The organism is Alteromonas gracilis (assembly GCF_002993325.1).
GTDB lineage: Bacteria > Pseudomonadota > Gammaproteobacteria > Enterobacterales > Alteromonadaceae > Alteromonas > Alteromonas gracilis.
Genome location: NZ_PVNO01000031.1, coordinates 166,175 through 186,204 on the forward strand (window position 1 = coordinate 166,175; position 20,030 = coordinate 186,204).

Sequence of the window (20,030 nt, forward strand, 5' to 3'; positions counted from 1 at the left end):
GCTAATACGTTACTGCGGGGCAAAAGGCAGCGGAATAGGTGTTCCGTTTACGCTGGCTTTTCCATCTTTTAACGTTAGTTTAGTTTCATAACCGCTTTCAGTTTCTTTTATTAAACCCTGTTGCGCAAAAGTACTCAACATCATAGGTGTTTGCTGGTCTACGGCAGCTTGAAGTTCTTCTTCTGTCATGTTCTGCGCCTGTGGCGTGGCTAAAAGCTGGCCCATCATGTAGCCAGATGCCATGCTCTCTGCAAAGGCTTTGTCGGCAGTAATTTGCGCGTCTGCTAACAAATGGGTTACCCAGTAAGCCACATCTTCCATGGTGCCTGGCAGCGCATCAATGCCAACTAACTTCGTACTAGCATGAGCATTAAATGACCCTTCTGGTAATGTCGCTTTCAGTTTTGTTATGTTTAATTCAGGCTCAGCTTTAAGCTGTGGGAGTAAGTTTGCTTCGACAAACTCCATCATTTTGGCTGGTACCTCTTCAGCAGGCAATAGCAATGAGGTATTGCTGAATTCTTGATAGGCTTTGATGAAATCTATGTCTAGATTATTGATAGCAACACCAAGCACCATATCGGTGGCCTCGATCTCAGGGCCAACGACTTTATCAATCCCATACTCCACATATACATCAGCAGTATTTTCATCTTCGTTTACATTGGTATCTGTAATGAGTGCGATGTTGTCTAACTGTACTTTTGTGCCTGGTTCTATACCAGTGATTTCCATGCTTTCAATAAGCGCTTTTACTTTGGACTCAAACAGGTCGCCTTTTAACGCTTCTACAATACTGCCGTGATAGCTTACGTCCATTGATAGATTAGACAATGTCATTGAAACATCTTCAGCATCAATGCTAAGTGATTCACCAAAAGAGGTATATACCGTCTCACTACCTTCGGGCTCTGCTTCGCCTTTGTAACCCGAGAATAGCAGGGTGAAACCCTCTTCTTCACTGGTTGCGCTAAGGGCAGGAATAACATCTGCGTAGTGCAAACCACCGAATAAGCCCACTACCCCGTCATTTTGATAAATTGGCTTTTGAGCGTCCCACTGTACGTACTCTCTTAGTTCATCGCCATCAACAGAGACGGAGTATTGGATGCGACCTAGACCAACGCCGTCGCCAAAATAGACTGGTCCGTGATGTGCAACAAGCGTTGCAACAACACTGGGGTTTTCTTCAAAAGGCATTTCACTAGGTGCAGCATTCTGCGCATTTATCAATGCTTGAAAATCAACGGCAAGCTTTATTTCAGCGGTGGTAGAAAACCAGCCCTTTTTATAAGACAGAACGTCGGCAGAATACATTGCCTGCTGATTTATTTCGTCGATAGCTGACATGACGTTGTCTTGTACGCTATTTCCAATGAAATAAGGGGCAACGCCGAGCGCAACTAATGTGGCGCCGACGCCGGCTAGAAGAGGTTTGTTCATTTTACAATCCTTTGTTGAGTGTGTTCCAGTTGGCCCTGATAAGTCGATACCAAGACGTATACGTTGCTGTAGTTACTATCACTATTGAGCGGGTCAAAGCTGTATAGCAATGTAGCCGTTGTTGTTAGGTGTGCCAAATAAACGGGATGCCTGCTGTACCTCATCAGGTAAGCTTTCATCTGGTTTAAATTTACCACTAACACGAATATTCTTCATGCTGGTGGGAATAATGGCATCCATAGACAAATTAAGTAGATTAGGCTCGCTCACCGTTATACCAATATGCTCGCCCTCGCAGCGCAGTTTTGCAGAGTAGGTGCCAAAATCAATAGGCCCTTGGGTTCCCGCTACTGTCGCATTTAGCCAGTCTCCAGAGCCGCTTAACGACCGACACGCAGGACCGAACGTTAAATCGTCCAGCGTTACTTTAAAGCGTCCACCAGCGTTTACTGGCAACGGCAAGCGAACTTGAGCAATCACCCTGTCTACTGGTAGATAAAGGGTGAAATTTTCGGTGCTTACCGTATTCTGGCTAAACAGGCCTGTTGTAATAGGCCCTTCAAACGCTACCTCGTTTTTATCGCGAATGTTTCCCGCTTTGAGATCTAATTTAATTTTCCCCACTAACATGTGCAGCGGGCTTAGTTCCCATCTAACGTTATAAATTGCTAAGCCATTGGCTACCACAGTTTGCGCTTTGCCTGAGAACAGAGTGCCGGTTACGCCACTAATTGCAATATTACTCGGCAACGATACGCGGCCTATTACCTGAGTAGCAGGCATGTAGGCTACAGCAAACAATAAGAAGGCGATAACGCCGCCTATAATCCAACTAACTTTCGACTTCATGCTTTACCTAACTGTAGTCGGCGAATTTTGATATAGCCTGGCGCATCGGCCTCGGCAATATCGGCTTGAAGGATAACCACTCCCATGTTTTCCATGGCCTTAAGCCAATCTAAAACACTGTTGAATGGGGCTTGATCTACCCATACTTGCAGCTCGTCGCCCTGTGGCTGCATACGTGAAATGGCAATGTCGTGCTGTGCAGTAGTGCGGTTTACCGCTTGTGGTAATGAACCAGAAAAGGCTCGCTTACCGCCACTTACGCGGCGCAACTGCTGTGCTCTTGCTGCACTGTCTTTTACCCAAACCAATAAGGATTGCTGGTTATCAAGCAGTTGCTTTTGCTTGTCTAATGCGGCGTTAAGCGGAGACCAAATTACAAAATAAAATAGCGCTATCACAATCATAACCGCTGAAATTAACACAAGTTTCTGCTCGCGTTCAGTCAGCGCTTTATACTTTTCTAAAAGTGCGTTCATAAGGTACTCCTTACCGACACAGTTCCGACAACACCATCGTCTCGATTGTTTATAGCACCTTGTTCAACTACAAACCCCGCGTTTTCTGCGGTACGTTTAAATTGTTCTAGTGCTTCAAAGTTTTTACCTTGAGCCTGAATGCGAATTTCAGTGCGCGCCGCGTCGAACCTTAGTGTTTGCGGTTTCACGTCAGTGGCCGAAAACGCAGGCGCTAGCTGATCGAGCATAACGAGCATTGAGGCATCGCCGCCACCTTGTTCTAACTTAGCTAATTCACTTTGAAGCTTTAACTTCACGTTGCGATAGGTACCAATATTGGGGAACCCTGCTTTTACCGCCGCGTTAATTTCGCTGCTTAGCGCTTGATTTTGCGCTTTAAGATGGTAGAGAGAAACGCCCTTGTCAATCAGGCTGGTACATAAGGCCAGCACAGCAAGAACGGCTGCCACACGCCACTGACTTAATACTCCGCTGCGCTTGCGTTTAATCTTGTATTCGCCTTGGCACAGGTTAAAGCTACTTTGCATTGCTTCTTTAGCCAGTACCTGCATAGGTAGTTCTAGCGGCGCTTGTGCTTCTTCAATATTTGGCAAGCTGCTCAAATCAATGCCGGCGTAATTAGTAATTACCACAGGGCTGTCTTGCTGAGCGGTAAAGTGGATAAGCGTTGGCAGTAACCATGCTTGTTCGCCCTGCACACCTTTAAAGGTATCTTGGCGTACTAAAAGTTGTTCCCCAAGCGTTAGCACTGACCATCCGTCTTGCGTCACTGGAACGGCAAGCACGTCAGGAATAATGGTGTCGCAAAATAGACCTGCTTCGCTTAGCCATGTTTGCCACATTTGCATTTTTTCATGACTGACCACAGCTACCGCTTGCCTGTCGCCTCGCCTTGGGCCAATGGCAAAAAACTGTTGGCTTATGTCGGTTGCAAGCTCGTCTTCAAGCATAAACGGAATAGCAGAAATGATTTTACGACCCGCTTTAGGCGGAAGTTCAACCCACTTGAGCAAGATGTCACTACTAGGCGCTAATGCGATAACGCCTCGCTGTCCAGCGCGTTCAGTGAGCGTAGATAAGTCTTCTGCACTGGGAAGTTCGCCAGAAGCAATGATTTCATCTTCTGTTTTCGAATAAACGAGCCAGCTTATCGGATCGGTGTGATTGGCGCCTAAACGCACCAGTAATTGTTCCATTAATAGGTTCCCCCAAACTCGCGGTTCACTACACGTACGCCACTATCAGCGCTGGCGTGAAACACGGTGGAAAGCTTAAAGGTTGCTTTGTTGTACTGTGTTTTTGTGTGCAACATAAAATATTCGGTTTTAACTGAAAACCATGCTTGTCGAGTACTTGTCAAATTAAGCGCTTGAATAGAAGGCTCGCTTAAAAAAGCATTGGTATCGTCCCATCCGTTTTGCGGGCGGCTGCCTATCAAACTGGCGGCTTGTTGCATATCTAGCCCCGTCAATCCTGCTAATAATGGCGCATCTTCTTCTTCTAACGTGTTGACGTTAATTTTCAACTCATTGTAATCCGGTATAACGCAAACTAAAGGTAACACTTCATCGAGCCATTCTGGCGATGCACCGTTAATAATACGCAATTCACTTTTCGATGCCAGCGGCCCGTTAGCGGCAAGATAAGGAAACTCTCTGGACTCGTATTCACTATCTTCAGCACCGTAAGGTCGCATACTGTCATCTTCATCTACCCAGTCGGCCAAACTGTCTCGAAGTGTATCTGCTGTAAAGTTATCTAGCCCATCTACGCTAAGCGAGAGCAGCATAGTGTGGAAGGCTTCCATAGCTTCGGTGGTGTTACTGGAGCCGCTACTGTTTGTGTTTCCTGACGCGCTACCAGAGACAATAGCGTTAAGATTGAAGCACGCCTGCAAATCTTCTAAGTTAGCGGTAAGGCCACCGTTTTCTAACGGATACTTAAATTCTTGCGCCCAGGGTTGGTCAATGGAAATAACCTCTTCACTTTCCTTCATTAACGACTGAATAGATTTTCGTGCAAAAGCTTCTGCGCCCATGGCGTACCAATAGGCTTGGTTATTATCTTTTAGGTTCATTGTGCGCTGAACCTGAAGTTGTAAGCGTGTGCCCATTTCAGTAGCGAGTACTGCCACTAGTGCAACAATCATAAGCACAATCATCAGCGCCACGCCTTTCTGCTTACTTGGCGGCGAGCGAAAAGCACTAACAACCGCTTTGCGGTTGACACTTTTAGACTTGGGATAGCGGAGTGAAGCGATGTGAGTCTTCATGACGCTCCCCCTGTGGTCAAGGTGAACTCTCTGCGGATTTTTCCGAAGTCTTTACTGACAAACTCTATTGCCACGGCGCGGGGAAGCGCGGTTCCCTTATAACTTTCATTCCAAGAAAGGTCGTTATCTTCGTCTAAGGATTCGTTACTAGATGTAGCAAGAAACTCTATCTTAAGACTTTCTATGTCCTCTAACAGTACGCGTACCTTCGGTTCATAGCCAATGACGTTATCAACATAGTTGCTGTATAGTCGTTCTAGCCTATTTTCATTAAGGCGGTAGGCAACATATTGAAGCGTACTTCGTGGCAGCATAAGCTGAGGGTTGTGCCAGCCTCCCCGCACGAAGCCAATGCCGTCATCGTCACTATTATCAACCTCGCCACCGGCCATCACAACATCTTGCTTTTCACCGTTCACCCGAGCTGCTCGAGGTACGGCTTGCTGAAGATCTCGCTCAATCGTGATCATTGCGCGCTGCAAGAGTTGAAGCTTTGCAAAGCGCTCTTCTGAAATATCGTTACTGTCAATAACCGTAGTGAGCAAACCGGTAGACGCAAGGCCAATGAGCGTGAAAATGGCCATGGCTATCAATATTTCTATAAGCGTAAAGCCGCGCTGCATACTAATTGTCCGCCGTTGGCTTAGCCACAAATGTGGTGACGGAAGTGACCGAGCTACCGTAGCTTTCGTCTTCACCTACAGAAACAGTAACGGCCCGTAAGTCGTTATCATTTGTTTTCGCTACCGTTTGTTGCCAATACCAAGTACGGTCGGCCATTTCCATGGTGCCTTTTAAATTGTTTTTGGGCGGCCAAGTGGTATCTAGCTGAAGCTGATTCAAGCGGTTACTCGCTACCCAGTTGGCAAACGTGACAGCTTCAATTTGACCTACGCTCGAGAGATGCTCACCTGCCGCTTTAAGTACTGCCGTACCTGTGAGTGCGAAAATAAGCAGGGCCACCATGACTTCAAGTAGGGTTAATCCGCGTTGGTAACGAAGTGCACTAGACACGTTTGAAGTGGGGCTGCTCATAATGGGCGCTCCGCCGGTCCTTCAAGTACCAAAGGTGGTAGATCTTGGTTTTGCAGGCTGTAATAGACTGGGGCGTCGCCGTCATCGCCTTCATAATTAAACGATAAGGTAAATGGCGTGATTTCGCCGCTCGACATGATAAGTATTTGCGGGGGAGGTAGCTTTTTCTCTTCTTCCTTACCTATCTCAACGCCCTCGTTAGCAACACTTAAATTTTCGTCAAAGATGTCTCTGTCAAATAGCCGGTCTTCAACGTCCCATGGTAGGTCGTCTAAATTTAATGTGAACGAAAATGGTTCGGGCAAAGTGTAGGGCTCATAGGTTTTTTCACCCTCGATACGCTGCCATTCATCATCGTCATCCAAGTAAACAAAGTAATATTGGTTTTTATCAGCTTCGAAGCGCACGCCAAGCTGCTGCTGATTCAGCACGGCAAAGTCGCTAGCCATATCGACGATAACTTGCAGACGCTGTGCTTGGCTTTTTAATAAATCAGACTTGCTTGCGCCGAAGGCGTTGAACATAACGTACCCGGCTGCCAAGCCCATAAGCAGCAGTACAAGCATGACTTCCAATAGGGTAAAGCCTGCTTCATTAAACGATGTACTGCTGCGGTAGCGCATAAAGGCTAGTTCAGGTATTCGTTAATGTTCCAGTTACCGATGTCATCATCAGTACCTGGTTCACCGTCTGGACCGTTTGAGAAAATATCAACTACGCCTAGCTCTCCTGGGCTGATAAGCGCGTATGGATTGCCCCACGGATCTTCAGGCAGGCGCTTAATAAAACCACCTTCAGGATAGTTACGAGGAATAGGATCAATCGTTGGCGCGGTAACTAGCGCATCTAAACCTTGTTCGGTGGTTGGGAAGCGATTGTTACGCAGCTTGTACATCTCAAGTGCGCTTTCCATTTGTTGAATATCGACAGCAGCCTTTTTAAGCTGCGCTTCTTCTTGGTTACCTAAAATCTGAGGCGCTACCATAGAGGCCATAATACCGATGATCAGAAGTACGACCATGACTTCAATCAAACTGAAACCAGAACTGCGATTAAGTGTTTTCATTAAATATTCACCATGTTGTTCAATGCTAAAATTGGCTGCAATATTGCCATAACGATAAACAGAACAATGCCTGCCATCGATACGATAAGTAAGGGTTCAAATACCTTAAGTGAGACACCAATAAGCGCTTCAAATTCCCTATCTTGATTATCTGCGGCTCGAGCTAGCATTTGCTGAAGCTCGCCCGACTTTTCACCTGATGCAATCATATGCATCATCATGGGTGGAAACATTTTTGTATTGTCCAGCGCTGCACGCAAGCTGCTACCTTCTTTTACGTTAATGGCTGCGTCGGCCACTTGGTTCTTAATATGTTGATTTTCAAGCACATCGCCAGAGATTCGCATCGCTTCAAGCAAAGGAACAGCGCTGGCGCTCAATATACTCAAGGTGCGAGCGAATCGGGCTGTGTTCAAGCCTCTCGATACTCGGCCTATCAACGGCAGCGTTAATAGCGCTTTGTGATAGCGCAGTTTCATAAGCTTTTGCTGTAATACGCGCTGAATGATAACGATAAGCACGCCTATGCCGATTAGCATAAATAAGCCGTAGTTCTGAAGCCATGTACTTACAGATATGAGAAACTGGGTGATGCCCGGCAGGTCTTGCCCCATGTGGTCGAATTGACCCACAATTTTAGGCACTACCACGGTTAACAGCAGTAACACGATCCCCATCGCAAAAAACAGCATTAAGGAAGGGTAAATCATCGCCTGTGTTATTTGGCTTCGGGTTTGCTGTCTACGCTCGGTATAGTCGGCTAAGCGATTAAGCACGGTATCAAGGTGGCCTGACTTTTCACCTGCAGCTACCATTGCGCGGTAAAGCTCGTCGAACACACTTGGAAACTGACCTAATGCATCGGCAAGCCCGTGACCTTCTACGACTTTACTGCGCACCGCCATCATCATGTTTTTCTGACGAGGCTTTTCGCATTGTTCTGCTACCGCTAGCAGCGCTTCTTCGACAGGAAGAGCCGATTCCACAAGGGTAGCCATTTGCCGAGTAAGTAGCGCTAAATCGGAAGCTGAAATACGAGGTTTAAACAGAGAAAATGAAAGCCCTTTGCCTTCGCTTTGTGTGCGCTCGGCAACTTGCTCGACTTCTAAAGGGATTAAACCCTTTTCGCGAAGCTGTTGACGCACCTGACGGGCATTATCACCTTCAAGTACGCCGTTTGTATTTTTACCGCGGGCATTAACCGCCTTATAAGCGAAGGCCGCCATTTAGTCTTCCCTCGTAACTCGAAGCACTTCTTCAAGTGAGGTAACACCCAAAAGAACTTTGCGGCAGCCGTCTTCACGAATGCTTGGTGTGGACGTTCGGATGTAGCGTTCAATGGCTTGTTCACCGACACCTTCGTGCATCATTTCACGCACTTTCTCGTCTACTAACAATAGCTCATGGATACCAGTACGACCGCGATAGCCGGTTTGATTACAGGCGGCGCAGCCGTGAGGCTTGTAAATCGTTGTGCTGCTGGTGGCCTCTTGTCCCAAAACTTCTAGTTCTGAGGCATCCGGTGTATGAGGCTTCTTACATTCCGGACACAAAGTTCGCACCAAGCGCTGTGACAATACCGCTAATAGACTTGAAGACAATAAGAAAGGCTCAATGCCCATATCTTCTAGACGCGTTATGGCGCCGGCAGCGGTATTGGTATGCAGAGTAGAAAGTACTAAGTGACCGGTTAAACTGGCTTGAACGGCGATTTGTGCTGTTTCGATATCTCGGATCTCACCGACCATTACCACGTCTGGGTCTTGGCGCAAAATAGCGCGAAGGCCGCGGGCAAACGTCATATCAACGCGCGGATTGACTTGAGTTTGGCCAATGCCAGGAAGATCAAATTCAATCGGGTCTTCAACGGTTAGAATATTTCTGTCTCGCGAGTTTATTTCAGAGAGGCCAGCGTACAAGGTAGTACTTTTACCTGAACCTGTGGGCCCGGTAACCAAAATAATGCCATGAGGCTTGCGAATAAGGGTGGAAAAGTGATTGCGATTTTGCAGCGTCATGCCCAAATCTTCTAGATTCAGGCGGGCATTGTTTTTATCCAGAAGACGCAGTACGACACGCTCGCCATGACTCGATGGCATGGTAGAAACACGCACATCTACTGCTCGCCCAGCAATACGCAGCGTTATACGACCATCTTGCGGAACCCGTTTTTCAGCAATGTCTAATTTCGCCATTACTTTAATGCGCGATACCAACATGGAAGAAAGCTTGCGGTTAGGACGTAAAATTTCTCGCAATACACCGTCTACGCGAAAGCGAACCACAAGCTGGTTTTCAAAGGTTTCAATGTGGATATCTGACGCACCTTCTTTAATCGCTTCACCTAGCATGGCATTAATAAGCTTGATAATGGGGGCGTCATCTTCACTATCTAACAGGTCTTCAGTGTCTGGGAGGTCTTCAGCTAACGCAAACAAGTCGCTTTCGTTACCAAGATCTTCCATAAGCTGTTTCGCCGCTGAACTGTCACGTTGAAACGCGCTAGTCAGAAGGCTTTCAAATTCATCAGCGGGTATGGTTTTTGGCACAAAAGGCTCGCCGTAGAAACGGCGAACTTCTGCAAACACATCGAAAGGTGTGTTTTCGGTAAAGTAGAGCACAGCAGGGGTTTCATTGGTTTCAAGTAACACCTGATTGCGCTTGGCAAAACTAAATGAAAGCTGCCTAGGGCCAGCCTCAGCTTCAGGTAAACCCGCGTCTTCACCCATGGCTTCCAAGGCTTCTTCTTGCGCCTCTAATGCTTGAGTAAGTTGTTCGTCCTGCCCAGCCATTCTACTCGTTACCTTCTTTTAGCTTCTCTTTTTCAGTGAGGTACTCTTCAAACGAAGGCGGTAGAGAAAGTTCGTCATCCCATTGAGGCATACTTGGTGTTTCGGCTGACGGCATCAAAGATACACCGTCCTGCTGGCGCTTAAGTTGAAGCGCACGGATATAGTTGTACTTGCGATGACTAATGGCATTCATGGTCGCACCATCTCGCACAATTGTGGGCTTTAAGAAGACCATTAGGTTGCGCTTACGCTTACTTGTTGATGTGCTCTTAAACAGATGACCAAGAATAGGAATATCACCAAGCAGCGGTACTTTAGATACGCTTTCCTGAACGTCTTCATCTATAAGGCCGCCAAGAACGATAGTACCGCCGTCATCTACAATTACTGTGGTTTTGATTTCACGCTTGTTAATTGAGATATCTACCGACGTTGCACCGCTCACGCTCGACACTTCTTGTTCGATAAGAAGCTGTACTGCATCGCCTTCATTAATTTGCGGCGTCACTTTCAGTTTGATCCCCACTTCTTGACGATCAACGGTTTGGAACGGGTTCGAGTTATTCGCACCGGTTGTTGTGCCCGTAATAATAGGTACTTCCTGACCTACGATGAAAAACGCTTCTTCGTTGTCCATGGTGGTTAGGTGTGGCGTGGCAAGAATATTCGAGTTGGTGTCAGTGCTTACCGCTTGAACCACTGCGCCCCAGCCGTTTTCAATAACGCCAGCTATCATGCCATTAGCGCCACCAAGCAAGCTGGCAAGCGCGGTAAAATCACCTTCAATTGTGTCTGTGGTCTCTACCACTTCGCCGTTGGCTGTGATATTCGTTTGCGTGGTTTCTCGGTCTTCGGCTTGACGCAGTGCAACCGCCAACGACCCAACACCTATAACGCCGTTATTAAATTGTGTGCCGCCACCCTCTTCTGAGACCCACTGTACACCTAAGGTTGCGCCGTCGCCTTCAAAGACTTCAACAATAATAGCTTCAACCTGTACCTGCGCGCGACGAATATCAAGCTGTCGTACCACTTCTTCCAACGAGCGCATCATATCGGGCTCTGCGGTGATAACGATAGCGTTCGAATCTTCATGAGCATCAATACTAATTTCACGATTTGAGCCCGCACGGCGGTTTGTGTTGGTACTGCCTTGCTCTTCTGCCTGAATACTGGCTGAAACGCCCTGTAAGACTTTAACTAAGTCTTCCGCTTTTGCGTAATTCAAAAACATAACGCGAGTGTTGCCATTAGACTCAAGTTCTTGGTCCATGCGCTGAATAAGATTAATAAGACGCTGACGTGCTTTAACATCGCCACTTACAATGACAGAGTTTGTTCTGTCATCCGCAACAACGCGAGGCTCAGATTTCGCACCTGTATTGGCTTTGCCTTGAGACTTATTGATACTTTCAATAATACGCACCATTTCAGAAGCTGATGCATAGCGAAGCTTAACAATCTCTACTTCTTCGTCGCCAGCGCGGTCTACGCGTTCAATAATTTCTACTAGGCGGTTAACCACTGCTGCGCGGCCCGTTAGCATCATCACGTTTGAAGGGTCGTGACTTACCACGTTACCGCCACCTGCTTGGTCATTAAGCTGTCGCAAAATAGGAGCCAGTTCACGTACCGGTACGTTATATACAGGAACTACGCGGGTAATAAACTCATCGCCGTCTTGCTCTGCGCCTTCCACAACCGGAATGTTTGAGGTTTTTGCATCTTTAGAACGCACAACTTTTAAAATACCGCTTGGCATTTCTACAACGGCGAAATCGTAAACCTGAAGTACGTTAAGGAAAAATTGGTAATACTGATCTTCATTGAGCATGTCATAGCTGCGTACGCTTATTTTTCCACGTACGTTAGGGTCGACAATAATGGTGCGCTCAAGATTTTTACCAACGATGTTAATAAATTCATTGATATCGGTATCTTTGAAATTAGGCATGTACTCAGCGGCCGTCACCGAGAAACACAGAAGCGCTGTACACATGGCTGTGCCTAAGCGAGATAATAGTTTGTGGCTAGTGCGCCTTTTCATTCTAACTTCCTTCATTTCCTAACCTGTCGATGGCTTAATGGCTTCGTAATAGTCAGTGCATACCTAATCTAATAAGGACGAGTCGTTACCGTTTTAGTTGTTGTTACGCCTCGGGTAAATCTAGATAAAGCGTGGTTAAGCTGCCATCTCGAATAATCGTTAATTCTATATTTTGTGCATTGCGTAGCTCAGACAGTGCCTCTTGCGATTGTTGCAAGTCGGTAAGGTCTAGCCCATTAATTTGGGTAATAACATCGCCTGCCTGAAGGCCGGCTGATTTAAATAACTCAGGCTCTTTTCCGGGGCTTACCTGATAACCGATAAGCTGACCTTCTTCCGTTTTCGGCGATATTGAAATGAAATCAGTGAAGCTTGCAGGGCGCTCTCTAAGTGCAGCAGTTGCCTCTAGCGCCTCGTCACTCAACTCAACCTCTGCATCTTCGTCGTCTTCTGGCGCTGGTCGGTTTCTTGCCTGCGCTTCACGGCGTCGGTTTGCTTCTTCATAATCAATGCCGTCAAGCATCAAGGTTTCGTTTCTCGCCCCGTTTTTGATGATTACGCGGTCGTTATACACTTTTTGGAGCGTGGCATTAGTGCCCTCAATTTTTTCGCCCAGCCCATAAACAGCTTGGCTGCCGCGGTTTTCTATAATAGCGGTGCCCGCATCTTGCTCTGAGCTTGCGACCACACCAGTAAGGGTTAAGTTTAGTCGTGTTTCTGGCGCGTCGGTTACTTCGGCAACCGGTTCGGCAGGTTTAGCCGCCGCGTTACCAAATAAGTTCAGCTGTTGTATTTTGGCAATATTGACCCCACCTTTGCCAGATGACGAAGAAATCACTGGAGCTCGGCTTGCTGTGGGTGTCGCAGATAATTGAGGTTCGGGTATAATTTGCCACACGAGTTTGGCAGCAAAAGCAATTAAATACAGGCTAAGCAGAACCACTACTATTGTATGTAGCTGTTTTTGGTGCTGGTTTAGATAAACAACCAGAGAATGTGGATTGGGTTTATTGAATGTCATGCTGCCACTGATGGTACTGCTTTATTATAATATAGTGAATTTTTGGTTAACCGTGCTTTAGCAAACCCATAATAGCCTAGTAAAGGTGAGGGTCACAACACTAATGCTACACCATTACGAAATTATTACATGAGCCAATTGGAAAGTAACAATACAACACAAAATGTCAGGCTGGACAAGTGGCTATGGGCTGCAAGGTTCTTTAAAACCCGTGCGGTTGCCAGAGACATGGTGCAGTCGGGAAAGGTCCAGTACAACGGGCAACGAGCCAAACCTGGTAAGCATGTAGAGCTTGGCGCCACGATTAAAGTTCCCGCCGGATGGGATATTCGTGAAATTAAGGTGCTAGGCTTAAGTGATAAGCGCTTGAGCGCGCCCCTTGCACAAACGCTTTTTGAAGAAACTGACGAAAGTGTAACAAAACGTGAAGAAAACCAAGCTGCCCGTAAAATGAATGCATTTCACAGTCCTAAACCAGATCATAGGCCTGACAAAAAGCAGCGACGACAGATTATTAAATTTAAGCAGCAGTAATGCGCTGCTCAACAGGATTATTTATGAGCGATTTCGATCAATTACACCGCTTCTTATTTACGCAAGCTAACGTTCGCGGCGAGTTAGTGCGCCTTGACGAGAGCTTAAAGCAAATTGTGCACAGCTATGAGTACCCTGTGCAAATTCAAACCTTGCTAAGTGAAATGGCAGCGGCAACATCATTGTTAACGGCAACCCTAAAATTCAAAGGTGAAATTTCACTGCAAATTCAAAGCAAGGGGCCTGTGAGTTATGCGGTGTTAAACGCTACTCATGAACAAACGCTTCGCGGCGTAGCACGTTGGGATGAAACGTTGGAAAGTTTGCCTGAAACCTTTTCAGAACTTTTGTCGCAGGCAGTACTAGTCATTACCATTACACCAGATGAAGGCGAACGCTATCAGGGTGTTGTTGCGCTAGACAAGCCTTCTCTTGCTGAGTGTATTGAAGGCTATTTTGCTCAGTCTGAGCAACTCGCGACCAGCGTTCATCTTATGACGGATATGAGCGACCCTAAAAACGCAAAAGCGTCAGGCGTGCTTCTTCAGGTACTGCCTACCGATGCTAGCGCTACCGATGTGTCGCAAGCGAATGAGTTTGCTCATATCTCTAAACTTACTCAAACACTCACAAAAGAAGAGATGTTTTCATTATCAGTTGAAGACATTTTATATCGTCTTTACCATCAGGAAGACGTGGAAGTGTATCCAGCAAAAGACGTTACGTTTGCGTGCTCGTGTTCAAAAGAGCGCAGCGCAGAGGCGCTCCGTCATGTGGAAAAGTCTGAGCTTCACGCAATTATCGCTGAAGAAGGGGCGATAAAAATGAATTGTCAGTACTGCCATACTGAATACAGTTTTGACAGTATCGACGTTGAAGCCATTCATAGCGGTAATTTTGATGTGTCATCATCTAACCAGTAAACCTTAACTGTTCAAGCGGTGGCAAAAAGAACACGCCAAAGCACCTAATTCACTAGGTGCTTTTTTATTTTACTTCAGAATTTCTTCGTAGACCTGACTAACAGGATAAGGAGCGAAACAATACTTAACTCATGGTTAAAAATTAACCAGCGGTAATGGTTCCCCTTATTGTCTCTCAATGTCATTCCATAGGATTTCAAATATTTGAAAGTTTTTAAAAATACTTTCTTCGTTTTTTATTTCTTTTTATTTTGAAATTCATCGATCAATCACGTGCTCTTAACCACAAATATCGCATATATACCGAAGGAAAACGCTTTTCCTGTAATTAATTTACAATATTTGTGAAAATGACATGCCGAATATAGTGATTATACTTTTTAAAAATGCGCGTTAGGCATTGTTTACATTACAATCGAAGAGGTGATACTTTTTTGAAAGTGCTTTTGAAAAATTACATATAGGGTAACAGCCATGACCGCAGCAGCCTCAATTCAAACGGAACTGAAAGTAACGCCACTTACTGATCTGCCAAACGCAGAACTTATCGAACGCGCTGTATTGCGCGGCGAAGGTGTATTAGATAAAAACGGCGCCCTTGTCGTCGAAACCGGCAAACGTACTGGTCGCTCTCCAAACGATCGTTTTATCGTGAAAGAGCCAACGACCGAAAACGATATCGATTGGGGCAAGGTAAACAAGCCTTTTGATGCTGACAAGTTCGATGCGCTGTGGGACAGAGTAGAGGCTTATCTTTCTACCCAAGAACACTTTCTTTCACACCTTCAGGTAGGTTCAGACCCTGAGCACGCGTTATCTCTTGAAGTAAGAACGCAAACTGCTTGGCAGCACGTGTTTGCTCGTAATCTATTTATTATTCCAGAACAGTGGAACGTGAAAGGCGACCAGCCTTGGCAAATCTTAAACGTTCCTGGTTTCACTTGCGAACCAGAGCGTGACGGCACAAACAGCGACGGCACAGTTATCATTAATTTCGCTAAAAAGCGTGTATTGCTTGCGGGCATGCGTTACGCAGGTGAAATGAAAAAAGCCATGTTCTCAGTGCAAAACTTCCTGCTTCCAGCAAAAGATGTGCTACCTATGCACTGCTCTGCCAACGTGGGCGAAGAAGGCGATGTGACCTTGTTCTTTGGCCTTTCAGGCACAGGTAAAACTACGCTTTCAGCCGATCCTAAGCGTTTCTTGATTGGTGATGACGAGCACGGCTGGGCACCAGGTAGCGTATTTAATATCGAAGGCGGTTGTTACGCTAAATGTATCGATCTTTCTCAAAAGAACGAGCCAGTAATTTGGAATGCCATCAAGTTTGGTACCATCCTAGAAAACGTAGTGCTTGATGAAACACGCACGCCAGACTATACCGACACATCGCTAACCCAAAACTCACGTGCGGCGTACCCGCTTTCTCATATTGAAAAGCGCGTTGCTGAAAACCGTGGCGGCGAACCTCGCTCAGTGGTGTTTCTAACATGTGACGTAAGTGGCGTATTGCCTCCTGTTTCTGTACTAACTGAAGAGGCTGCGGCATATCACTTCCTAAGTGGTTACACAGCGAAAGTAGGCTCTACTGAAATTGGTTCTACTAGCGATATCGAATCAACCTTCTCAACCTGTTTTGGTGCGCCTTTCTTCCCGCGTCCGGCAGGCGTGTATGCAGAGCTTTTGATTAAGCGCGTTAAAGCGTTTGGTGCGAAGGTTTACTTAGTAAATACCGGCTGGACTGGTGGCCCTTACGGCACAGGTAAGCGTTTTGATATTCCTACTACGCGCGCCATCATTGATGCGATTGTATCGGGTAAATTGGCCGATGTTGAAACCCAGCACATTGACGCGTTAAACCTTGATGTACCAGTGGCAATTGAAGGCGTAGACAGCAATTTGCTTGTGCCTCAAAACACGTGGGCAGACAAGGAAAAGTACAACGAATACGCCGCTAACTTAGTTAACGACTTTAAACAGAACTTTGAAAAATATGACGTTAGCGACGCTATCGTTAAAGCCGGGCCGGGTAATTAATACCTCGTTCGCCCCTTCCCAACGTTCATCACACTCAACGTGATTGATGTTTTGCCCGCACCGTGTTGCGGGCTTTTTTATGCGGATTGGTATTATAAGGCTTTCGAGAACTAGCTGATTTAAAGGCACCTTTAATGTTAGAGCATTGAGCTAAACCAATTTGTGGATGCTGGAGTAAAGTTGATGTCGGCCTTGTACTGAAAAAGTTCGCTGTCCATATGACTATCTCTTATCCAGTATTTCTGTTTATCAATAGAGATAAGCCTTAGGGTATAAGGCACGCCAAATGGATCTAGAGGAGCAGTTTCGATAAGTAGCGAAGTATCAAAAATACGAATCTCTCTCTCTTTGTTTGTTGTTTGGTGGTGGAGTTAATTTGTTTTGAGCATCATAAATAACTGGGACATGTAAATACACAACGCTTTGTGGGAGGTTATGTTTACTGACAACCTCAAATAACTCTTCGCGATCAAATCCCGATAGTTGTATGTCCCAACTCGAGTCAATAAATACTGTCGCTAAAGCGGCGTTATTATCTCCAACATGAATAAATGCGCTAGGCTGAAATAACCTGACAAAGCAATAAAACCCAAATAAAGATGTAATGACACTAAATAACATCCATCGCATCATTCATTTCGCTTTAGATTAACTTTAATAGAAAAGGTTGGCATCGGCGCATAATCAGTTGATTGCATAACGAAGTATTCTCCCATGATTAATAGACTCCCTGTTTATACATCTTTTTATATCAGTAAGTGAGCCAAAGAGATAATCATTAATAAAGCAATTGTTGTTAACAAATTTAACATTATGAATACGTATGTTTATTTAAGTTGAGCAATGCACTAGCTATCATTCACCGTACACAAGTAGGCTTTAATTAAGCGCGCTTCGTTAATTAAGTGCGGTTCGCTAATTAGGTGCGCTTCGCTATGAAGCATAAAGAAGGTTTTGAGCATGATAGACAGGAAACAGCGTATAGCACTTGCATGTGCTAGTTTGGCATTTTTCTCGGTAAATACAGTAGCCGAAGTTCAAACAGCGACTCTCGAAAAAGCAACGCTAAATATTGATACGGATACCAATGACTTCACGATAAGCGCGTTGCACGATAGTGGCTTTCAAGTAACGTATCTTACTGATGATAATGGCACGCCTTACGCAAATCTACCGTCTATGGCGCTTCCCGAGCCCGCGTTGACTGATGTTACAAACAAAAAAGCTAATGATGTAGAGCTAGTTGAAACTGCGACGACCCTAATCTTAAAACTCAATAATATTGCAGCGCATGTTGATAAGGCGACGCACGCTATCAGCTATTCTGTTAACGGCAAAATTGTCGCGAAAGAACAAGGCGGACTAAGTATTTCCAATAACGGCGTTAGCCTATCGTTTGCGCTAGATGAAGACGAAAAGCTCTATGGCGGTGGGCAGCGTGTGTTAGGTATGGATCGTCGTGGTAACACTATGCCGCTTTATAACAAGGCCCATTATGGTTACACCACCTCATCGAATCAGATGTATTTTGGCTTATCCGCGGTGATGTCTTCTAAACACTACAGCGTGCTTTTTGATAACACTGCCTCCGGTCAGCTTGATATAGGCAGCAGCACACCTGATGAACTTTTATTTAGTGCACAGGGTGGTCGTGCCAGCTACATCATGGTATTGGGTGAAAGCTTGGCTGACACTGTGCAATCTACTGTCGCAGTAACGGGCAAACAGCCTCTACCTCCGCGCTGGCTGCTGGGTAACTTCGCGTCTCGTTTCGGTTATAAATCGCAAGATGAAGTCACAAGCGTAGTCGATGCCTTTAATACGCAAGATATTCCCGTTGACGCTGTAGTCTTGGACTTATACTGGTTTGGTAAAGACATTCAGGGCCATATGGGTAACTTGAATTGGGAAAGTGAGACGTTTCCCGAGCCAGAGAAAATGATTAGTGAACTTCGCAATCAAGACGTAAAAACCGTGCTTATAACAGAGCCCTTTATTCTGACAACGTCAAAGCAATGGGAAAGCGCCGTTGCCAATAATGCTCTTGCTCAAAACGATGATGGTGTGCCTTATACCTTCGACTTTTACTTTGGCAATACCGGCCTTGTTGATGTGTTCAATGAAGCGGGCCAAGACTGGTTTTGGCAATATTATGAAAAGCTAGCCGCACAGGGCGTTGCTGGCTGGTGGGGCGACTTGGGTGAGCCTGAGGTTCACCCTGATGATATTCAGCACACCTGGAGCAACGCAGGTCTTGGTAATAAGACGGTGAGCGGTGCTGAAGTGCATAACGGTTATGGTCATCAGTGGGCGAAAACCGTGTATAACAATTTAACCGAGCTTCAACCTGATACACGCCCGTTTGTTCTCATGCGTTCAGGCTTTTTGGGCAGCCAGCGTTACGGTATGGTGCCGTGGACGGGCGATGTAAGTCGAAGCTGGGGCGGACTTAAGCCTCAGGTAGAGTTGGCACTTCAAATGAGTGTTTTTGGAATGGCCTATACTCATTCCGACTTAGGTGGGTTTGCTGGAGGCGAAACCTTTGACGCCGAGCTTTATACAAGATGGCTTCAGTTCGGTACTTTTTCTCCGGTATTTAGGCCTCATGCTCAAGATAATATTGCGCCAGAGCCGATTTTCCATGCCGACCCGGTAAAGTCGATTGCGCGTAAGTTTATCCAGCTTCGCTACGACATGCTGCCGTATAACTATTCACTGGCCTTTGAAAATGCGCTTTACGGTACGCCTTTAATGCGTCCATTAGCCATGAAGTACGATGAAAGCGATTGGTTTGAAAATGCAGAGAGTTATTTGTGGGGTGATGCGCTGCTAGTTTCGCCTGTTACCAGCCCAAACCAAGTTGCGTGGTCAACAGCCCTTCCCGAGGGCGTGTGGTTCGACTTTTTCTCTGATACGCGCTACCAAGGAGGGCAAACCGTTGATTACCCATTAACCCAAGATAACTTTCCTGTGTGGGTAAAAGCGGGCAGCTTTATGCCAATGACTAAAGGGCTTAGCCGCACAGAGCAGTTTGATGCACGTAAAATAGAAATGCATTACTGGCATGACAATTCAGTAAATTCATCTTCATATACTTATTACGAGGATGATGGCAAAAACCCCGCGTCTGTTGAAAAAGGCTTGTACACAAAGCTACATGTTCGTTCGTCTGTAGATGAAAACGCTGCTTTAACCCTAACGCTTGATAGCGAGGGCAGCTATATTCGTATGCCCAAACAACGAAATATCACCTACGTAATACATGGTTTGAGGGATAAACCACAAAGCGTTTCAATTGATGGTAACAGTGTACCGGTAACGTGGGATGATAAAGGGAAAACGCTTTCACTTGCATTTTCATGCGACTATCAGCAATCTGTAGAGGTATTGATCATGTGATAATAGAGGGTACTGACGAGGTTATATAAAAAGTCAGTTTTCCTAAGGGTTCACGTTGTGGTTAAGGGCGCACCTCTACGCTGTGCCCTTTCGTCTATATCCGATGTATTCGCACTGATATCAACCATGGAGCCTA

17 protein-coding genes are annotated in these 20,030 nt (G+C 45.9%); 4 read left to right on the plus strand and 13 right to left on the minus strand.

The features are described 5' to 3' along the window. Positions 1-9: 9 nt before the first annotated feature. The 13 genes from C6Y39_RS17395 to gspC all read right to left on the minus strand — a co-directional run bounded on the left by C6Y39_RS17395 (position 10) and on the right by gspC (position 13,001). On the minus strand, positions 10-1,443 hold the full coding sequence (locus C6Y39_RS17395; RefSeq protein ID WP_105932487.1) for a YdgA family protein: 1,434 nt from the start codon (positions 1,441-1,443) through the stop codon (positions 10-12). 93 nt (positions 1,444-1,536) lie between these two features. Beyond that, on the minus strand, positions 1,537-2,292 hold the full coding sequence (locus C6Y39_RS17400) for a type II secretion system protein N (protein ID WP_105932488.1): 756 nt from the start codon (positions 2,290-2,292) through the stop codon (positions 1,537-1,539). Further along, positions 2,289-2,768 (minus strand): type II secretion system protein GspM, encoded by a 480-nt coding sequence (gspM, locus tag C6Y39_RS17405; protein ID WP_105932489.1) that lies wholly within the window; start codon positions 2,766-2,768, stop codon positions 2,289-2,291. Before gspM ends, C6Y39_RS17400 begins: the two co-directional genes overlap by 4 nt. Then, positions 2,765-3,964, minus strand: a complete 1,200-nt coding sequence (gene gspL, locus C6Y39_RS17410; RefSeq protein ID WP_105932490.1) for a type II secretion system protein GspL — start codon at positions 3,962-3,964, stop codon at positions 2,765-2,767. The genes gspM and gspL overlap by 4 nt, the downstream gene beginning before the upstream one ends. Further along, a complete protein-coding gene (gene gspK / locus C6Y39_RS17415; RefSeq protein ID WP_276309309.1) occupies positions 3,964-5,040 on the minus strand; it encodes a type II secretion system minor pseudopilin GspK in 1,077 nt (358 codons plus the stop codon). Before gspK ends, gspL begins: the two co-directional genes overlap by 1 nt. Continuing rightward, entirely contained in the window at positions 5,037-5,663 is a 627-nt protein-coding gene (gene gspJ, locus C6Y39_RS17420; protein ID WP_105932491.1) for a type II secretion system minor pseudopilin GspJ, read from the minus strand. The genes gspK and gspJ overlap by 4 nt, the downstream gene beginning before the upstream one ends. Before the next feature lies 1 nt (position 5,664). Then, entirely contained in the window at positions 5,665-6,075 is a 411-nt protein-coding gene (gene gspI, locus C6Y39_RS17425) for a type II secretion system minor pseudopilin GspI (RefSeq protein WP_105932492.1), read from the minus strand. Then, the gene (gspH, locus tag C6Y39_RS17430) at positions 6,072-6,698 is read right to left on the minus strand and encodes a type II secretion system minor pseudopilin GspH (protein WP_105932493.1); all 627 of its coding nucleotides are present in this window, start codon (positions 6,696-6,698) and stop codon (positions 6,072-6,074) included. The genes gspI and gspH overlap by 4 nt, the downstream gene beginning before the upstream one ends. A gap of 5 nt (positions 6,699-6,703) precedes the next feature. After that, complete coding sequence (gene gspG / locus C6Y39_RS17435) at positions 6,704-7,141, minus strand: type II secretion system major pseudopilin GspG (RefSeq protein ID WP_012520130.1); 438 nt, start codon at positions 7,139-7,141, stop codon at positions 6,704-6,706. Beyond that, positions 7,141-8,367: a type II secretion system inner membrane protein GspF gene (gene gspF, locus C6Y39_RS17440; protein WP_105932494.1), complete on the minus strand. Its 1,227-nt coding sequence runs from the start codon at positions 8,365-8,367 to the stop codon at positions 7,141-7,143. The genes gspG and gspF overlap by 1 nt, the downstream gene beginning before the upstream one ends. After that, entirely contained in the window at positions 8,368-9,933 is a 1,566-nt protein-coding gene (gene gspE, locus C6Y39_RS17445) for a type II secretion system ATPase GspE (RefSeq protein ID WP_105932495.1), read from the minus strand. Between the two features lies 1 nt (position 9,934). Beyond that, on the minus strand, positions 9,935-11,980 hold the full coding sequence (gspD, locus tag C6Y39_RS17450) for a type II secretion system secretin GspD (RefSeq protein ID WP_105932496.1): 2,046 nt from the start codon (positions 11,978-11,980) through the stop codon (positions 9,935-9,937). A 103-nt stretch (positions 11,981-12,083) separates the two neighbouring features. Further along, entirely contained in the window at positions 12,084-13,001 is a 918-nt protein-coding gene (gene gspC, locus C6Y39_RS17455) for a type II secretion system protein GspC (RefSeq protein WP_105932497.1), read from the minus strand. A 129-nt stretch (positions 13,002-13,130) separates the two neighbouring features. Between gspC and hslR the strand changes: the two genes are divergently transcribed. From hslR to C6Y39_RS17480, 4 genes are all read left to right on the plus strand, one after another. Further along, positions 13,131-13,535: a ribosome-associated heat shock protein Hsp15 gene (gene hslR, locus C6Y39_RS17460; RefSeq protein WP_105932498.1), complete on the plus strand. Its 405-nt coding sequence runs from the start codon at positions 13,131-13,133 to the stop codon at positions 13,533-13,535. A gap of 23 nt (positions 13,536-13,558) precedes the next feature. Further along, positions 13,559-14,458: an Hsp33 family molecular chaperone HslO gene (hslO, locus tag C6Y39_RS17465; protein WP_105932499.1), complete on the plus strand. Its 900-nt coding sequence runs from the start codon at positions 13,559-13,561 to the stop codon at positions 14,456-14,458. Positions 14,459-14,932: 474 nt separating this feature from the next. Further along, complete coding sequence (locus tag C6Y39_RS17470) at positions 14,933-16,495, plus strand: phosphoenolpyruvate carboxykinase (protein ID WP_105932500.1); 1,563 nt, start codon at positions 14,933-14,935, stop codon at positions 16,493-16,495. 960 nt (positions 16,496-17,455) lie between these two features. Continuing rightward, entirely contained in the window at positions 17,456-19,894 is a 2,439-nt protein-coding gene (locus C6Y39_RS17480; RefSeq protein WP_105932502.1) for a TIM-barrel domain-containing protein, read from the plus strand. The last annotated feature ends 136 nt before the right edge of the window (positions 19,895-20,030 follow it).

Bases quoted from the DNA above. Each gene is read 5' to 3' on its own strand.
- C6Y39_RS17395 (WP_105932487.1), bottom strand. From the start codon at position 1,443: ATGAACAAACCTCTTCTAGCCGGCGTCGGCGCCACATTAGTTGCGCTC.
- C6Y39_RS17400 (WP_105932488.1), bottom strand. From the start codon at position 2,292: ATGAAGTCGAAAGTTAGTTGGATTATAGGCGGCGTTATCGCCTTCTTA.
- gspM (WP_105932489.1), bottom strand. From the start codon at position 2,768: ATGAACGCACTTTTAGAAAAGTATAAAGCGCTGACTGAACGCGAGCAG.
- gspL (WP_105932490.1), bottom strand. From the start codon at position 3,964: ATGGAACAATTACTGGTGCGTTTAGGCGCCAATCACACCGATCCGATA.
- gspK (WP_276309309.1), bottom strand. From the start codon at position 5,040: ATGAAGACTCACATCGCTTCACTCCGCTATCCCAAGTCTAAAAGTGTC.
- gspJ (WP_105932491.1), bottom strand. From the start codon at position 5,663: ATGCAGCGCGGCTTTACGCTTATAGAAATATTGATAGCCATGGCCATT.
- gspI (WP_105932492.1), bottom strand. From the start codon at position 6,075: ATGAGCAGCCCCACTTCAAACGTGTCTAGTGCACTTCGTTACCAACGC.
- gspH (WP_105932493.1), bottom strand. From the start codon at position 6,698: ATGCGCTACCGCAGCAGTACATCGTTTAATGAAGCAGGCTTTACCCTA.
- gspG (WP_012520130.1), bottom strand. From the start codon at position 7,141: ATGAAAACACTTAATCGCAGTTCTGGTTTCAGTTTGATTGAAGTCATG.
- gspF (WP_105932494.1), bottom strand. From the start codon at position 8,367: ATGGCGGCCTTCGCTTATAAGGCGGTTAATGCCCGCGGTAAAAATACA.
- gspE (WP_105932495.1), bottom strand. From the start codon at position 9,933: ATGGCTGGGCAGGACGAACAACTTACTCAAGCATTAGAGGCGCAAGAA.
- gspD (WP_105932496.1), bottom strand. From the start codon at position 11,980: ATGAAAAGGCGCACTAGCCACAAACTATTATCTCGCTTAGGCACAGCC.
- gspC (WP_105932497.1), bottom strand. From the start codon at position 13,001: ATGACATTCAATAAACCCAATCCACATTCTCTGGTTGTTTATCTAAAC.
- hslR (WP_105932498.1), top strand. From the start codon at position 13,131: ATGAGCCAATTGGAAAGTAACAATACAACACAAAATGTCAGGCTGGAC.
- hslO (WP_105932499.1), top strand. From the start codon at position 13,559: ATGAGCGATTTCGATCAATTACACCGCTTCTTATTTACGCAAGCTAAC.
- C6Y39_RS17470 (WP_105932500.1), top strand. From the start codon at position 14,933: ATGACCGCAGCAGCCTCAATTCAAACGGAACTGAAAGTAACGCCACTT.
- C6Y39_RS17480 (WP_105932502.1), top strand. From the start codon at position 17,456: ATGATAGACAGGAAACAGCGTATAGCACTTGCATGTGCTAGTTTGGCA.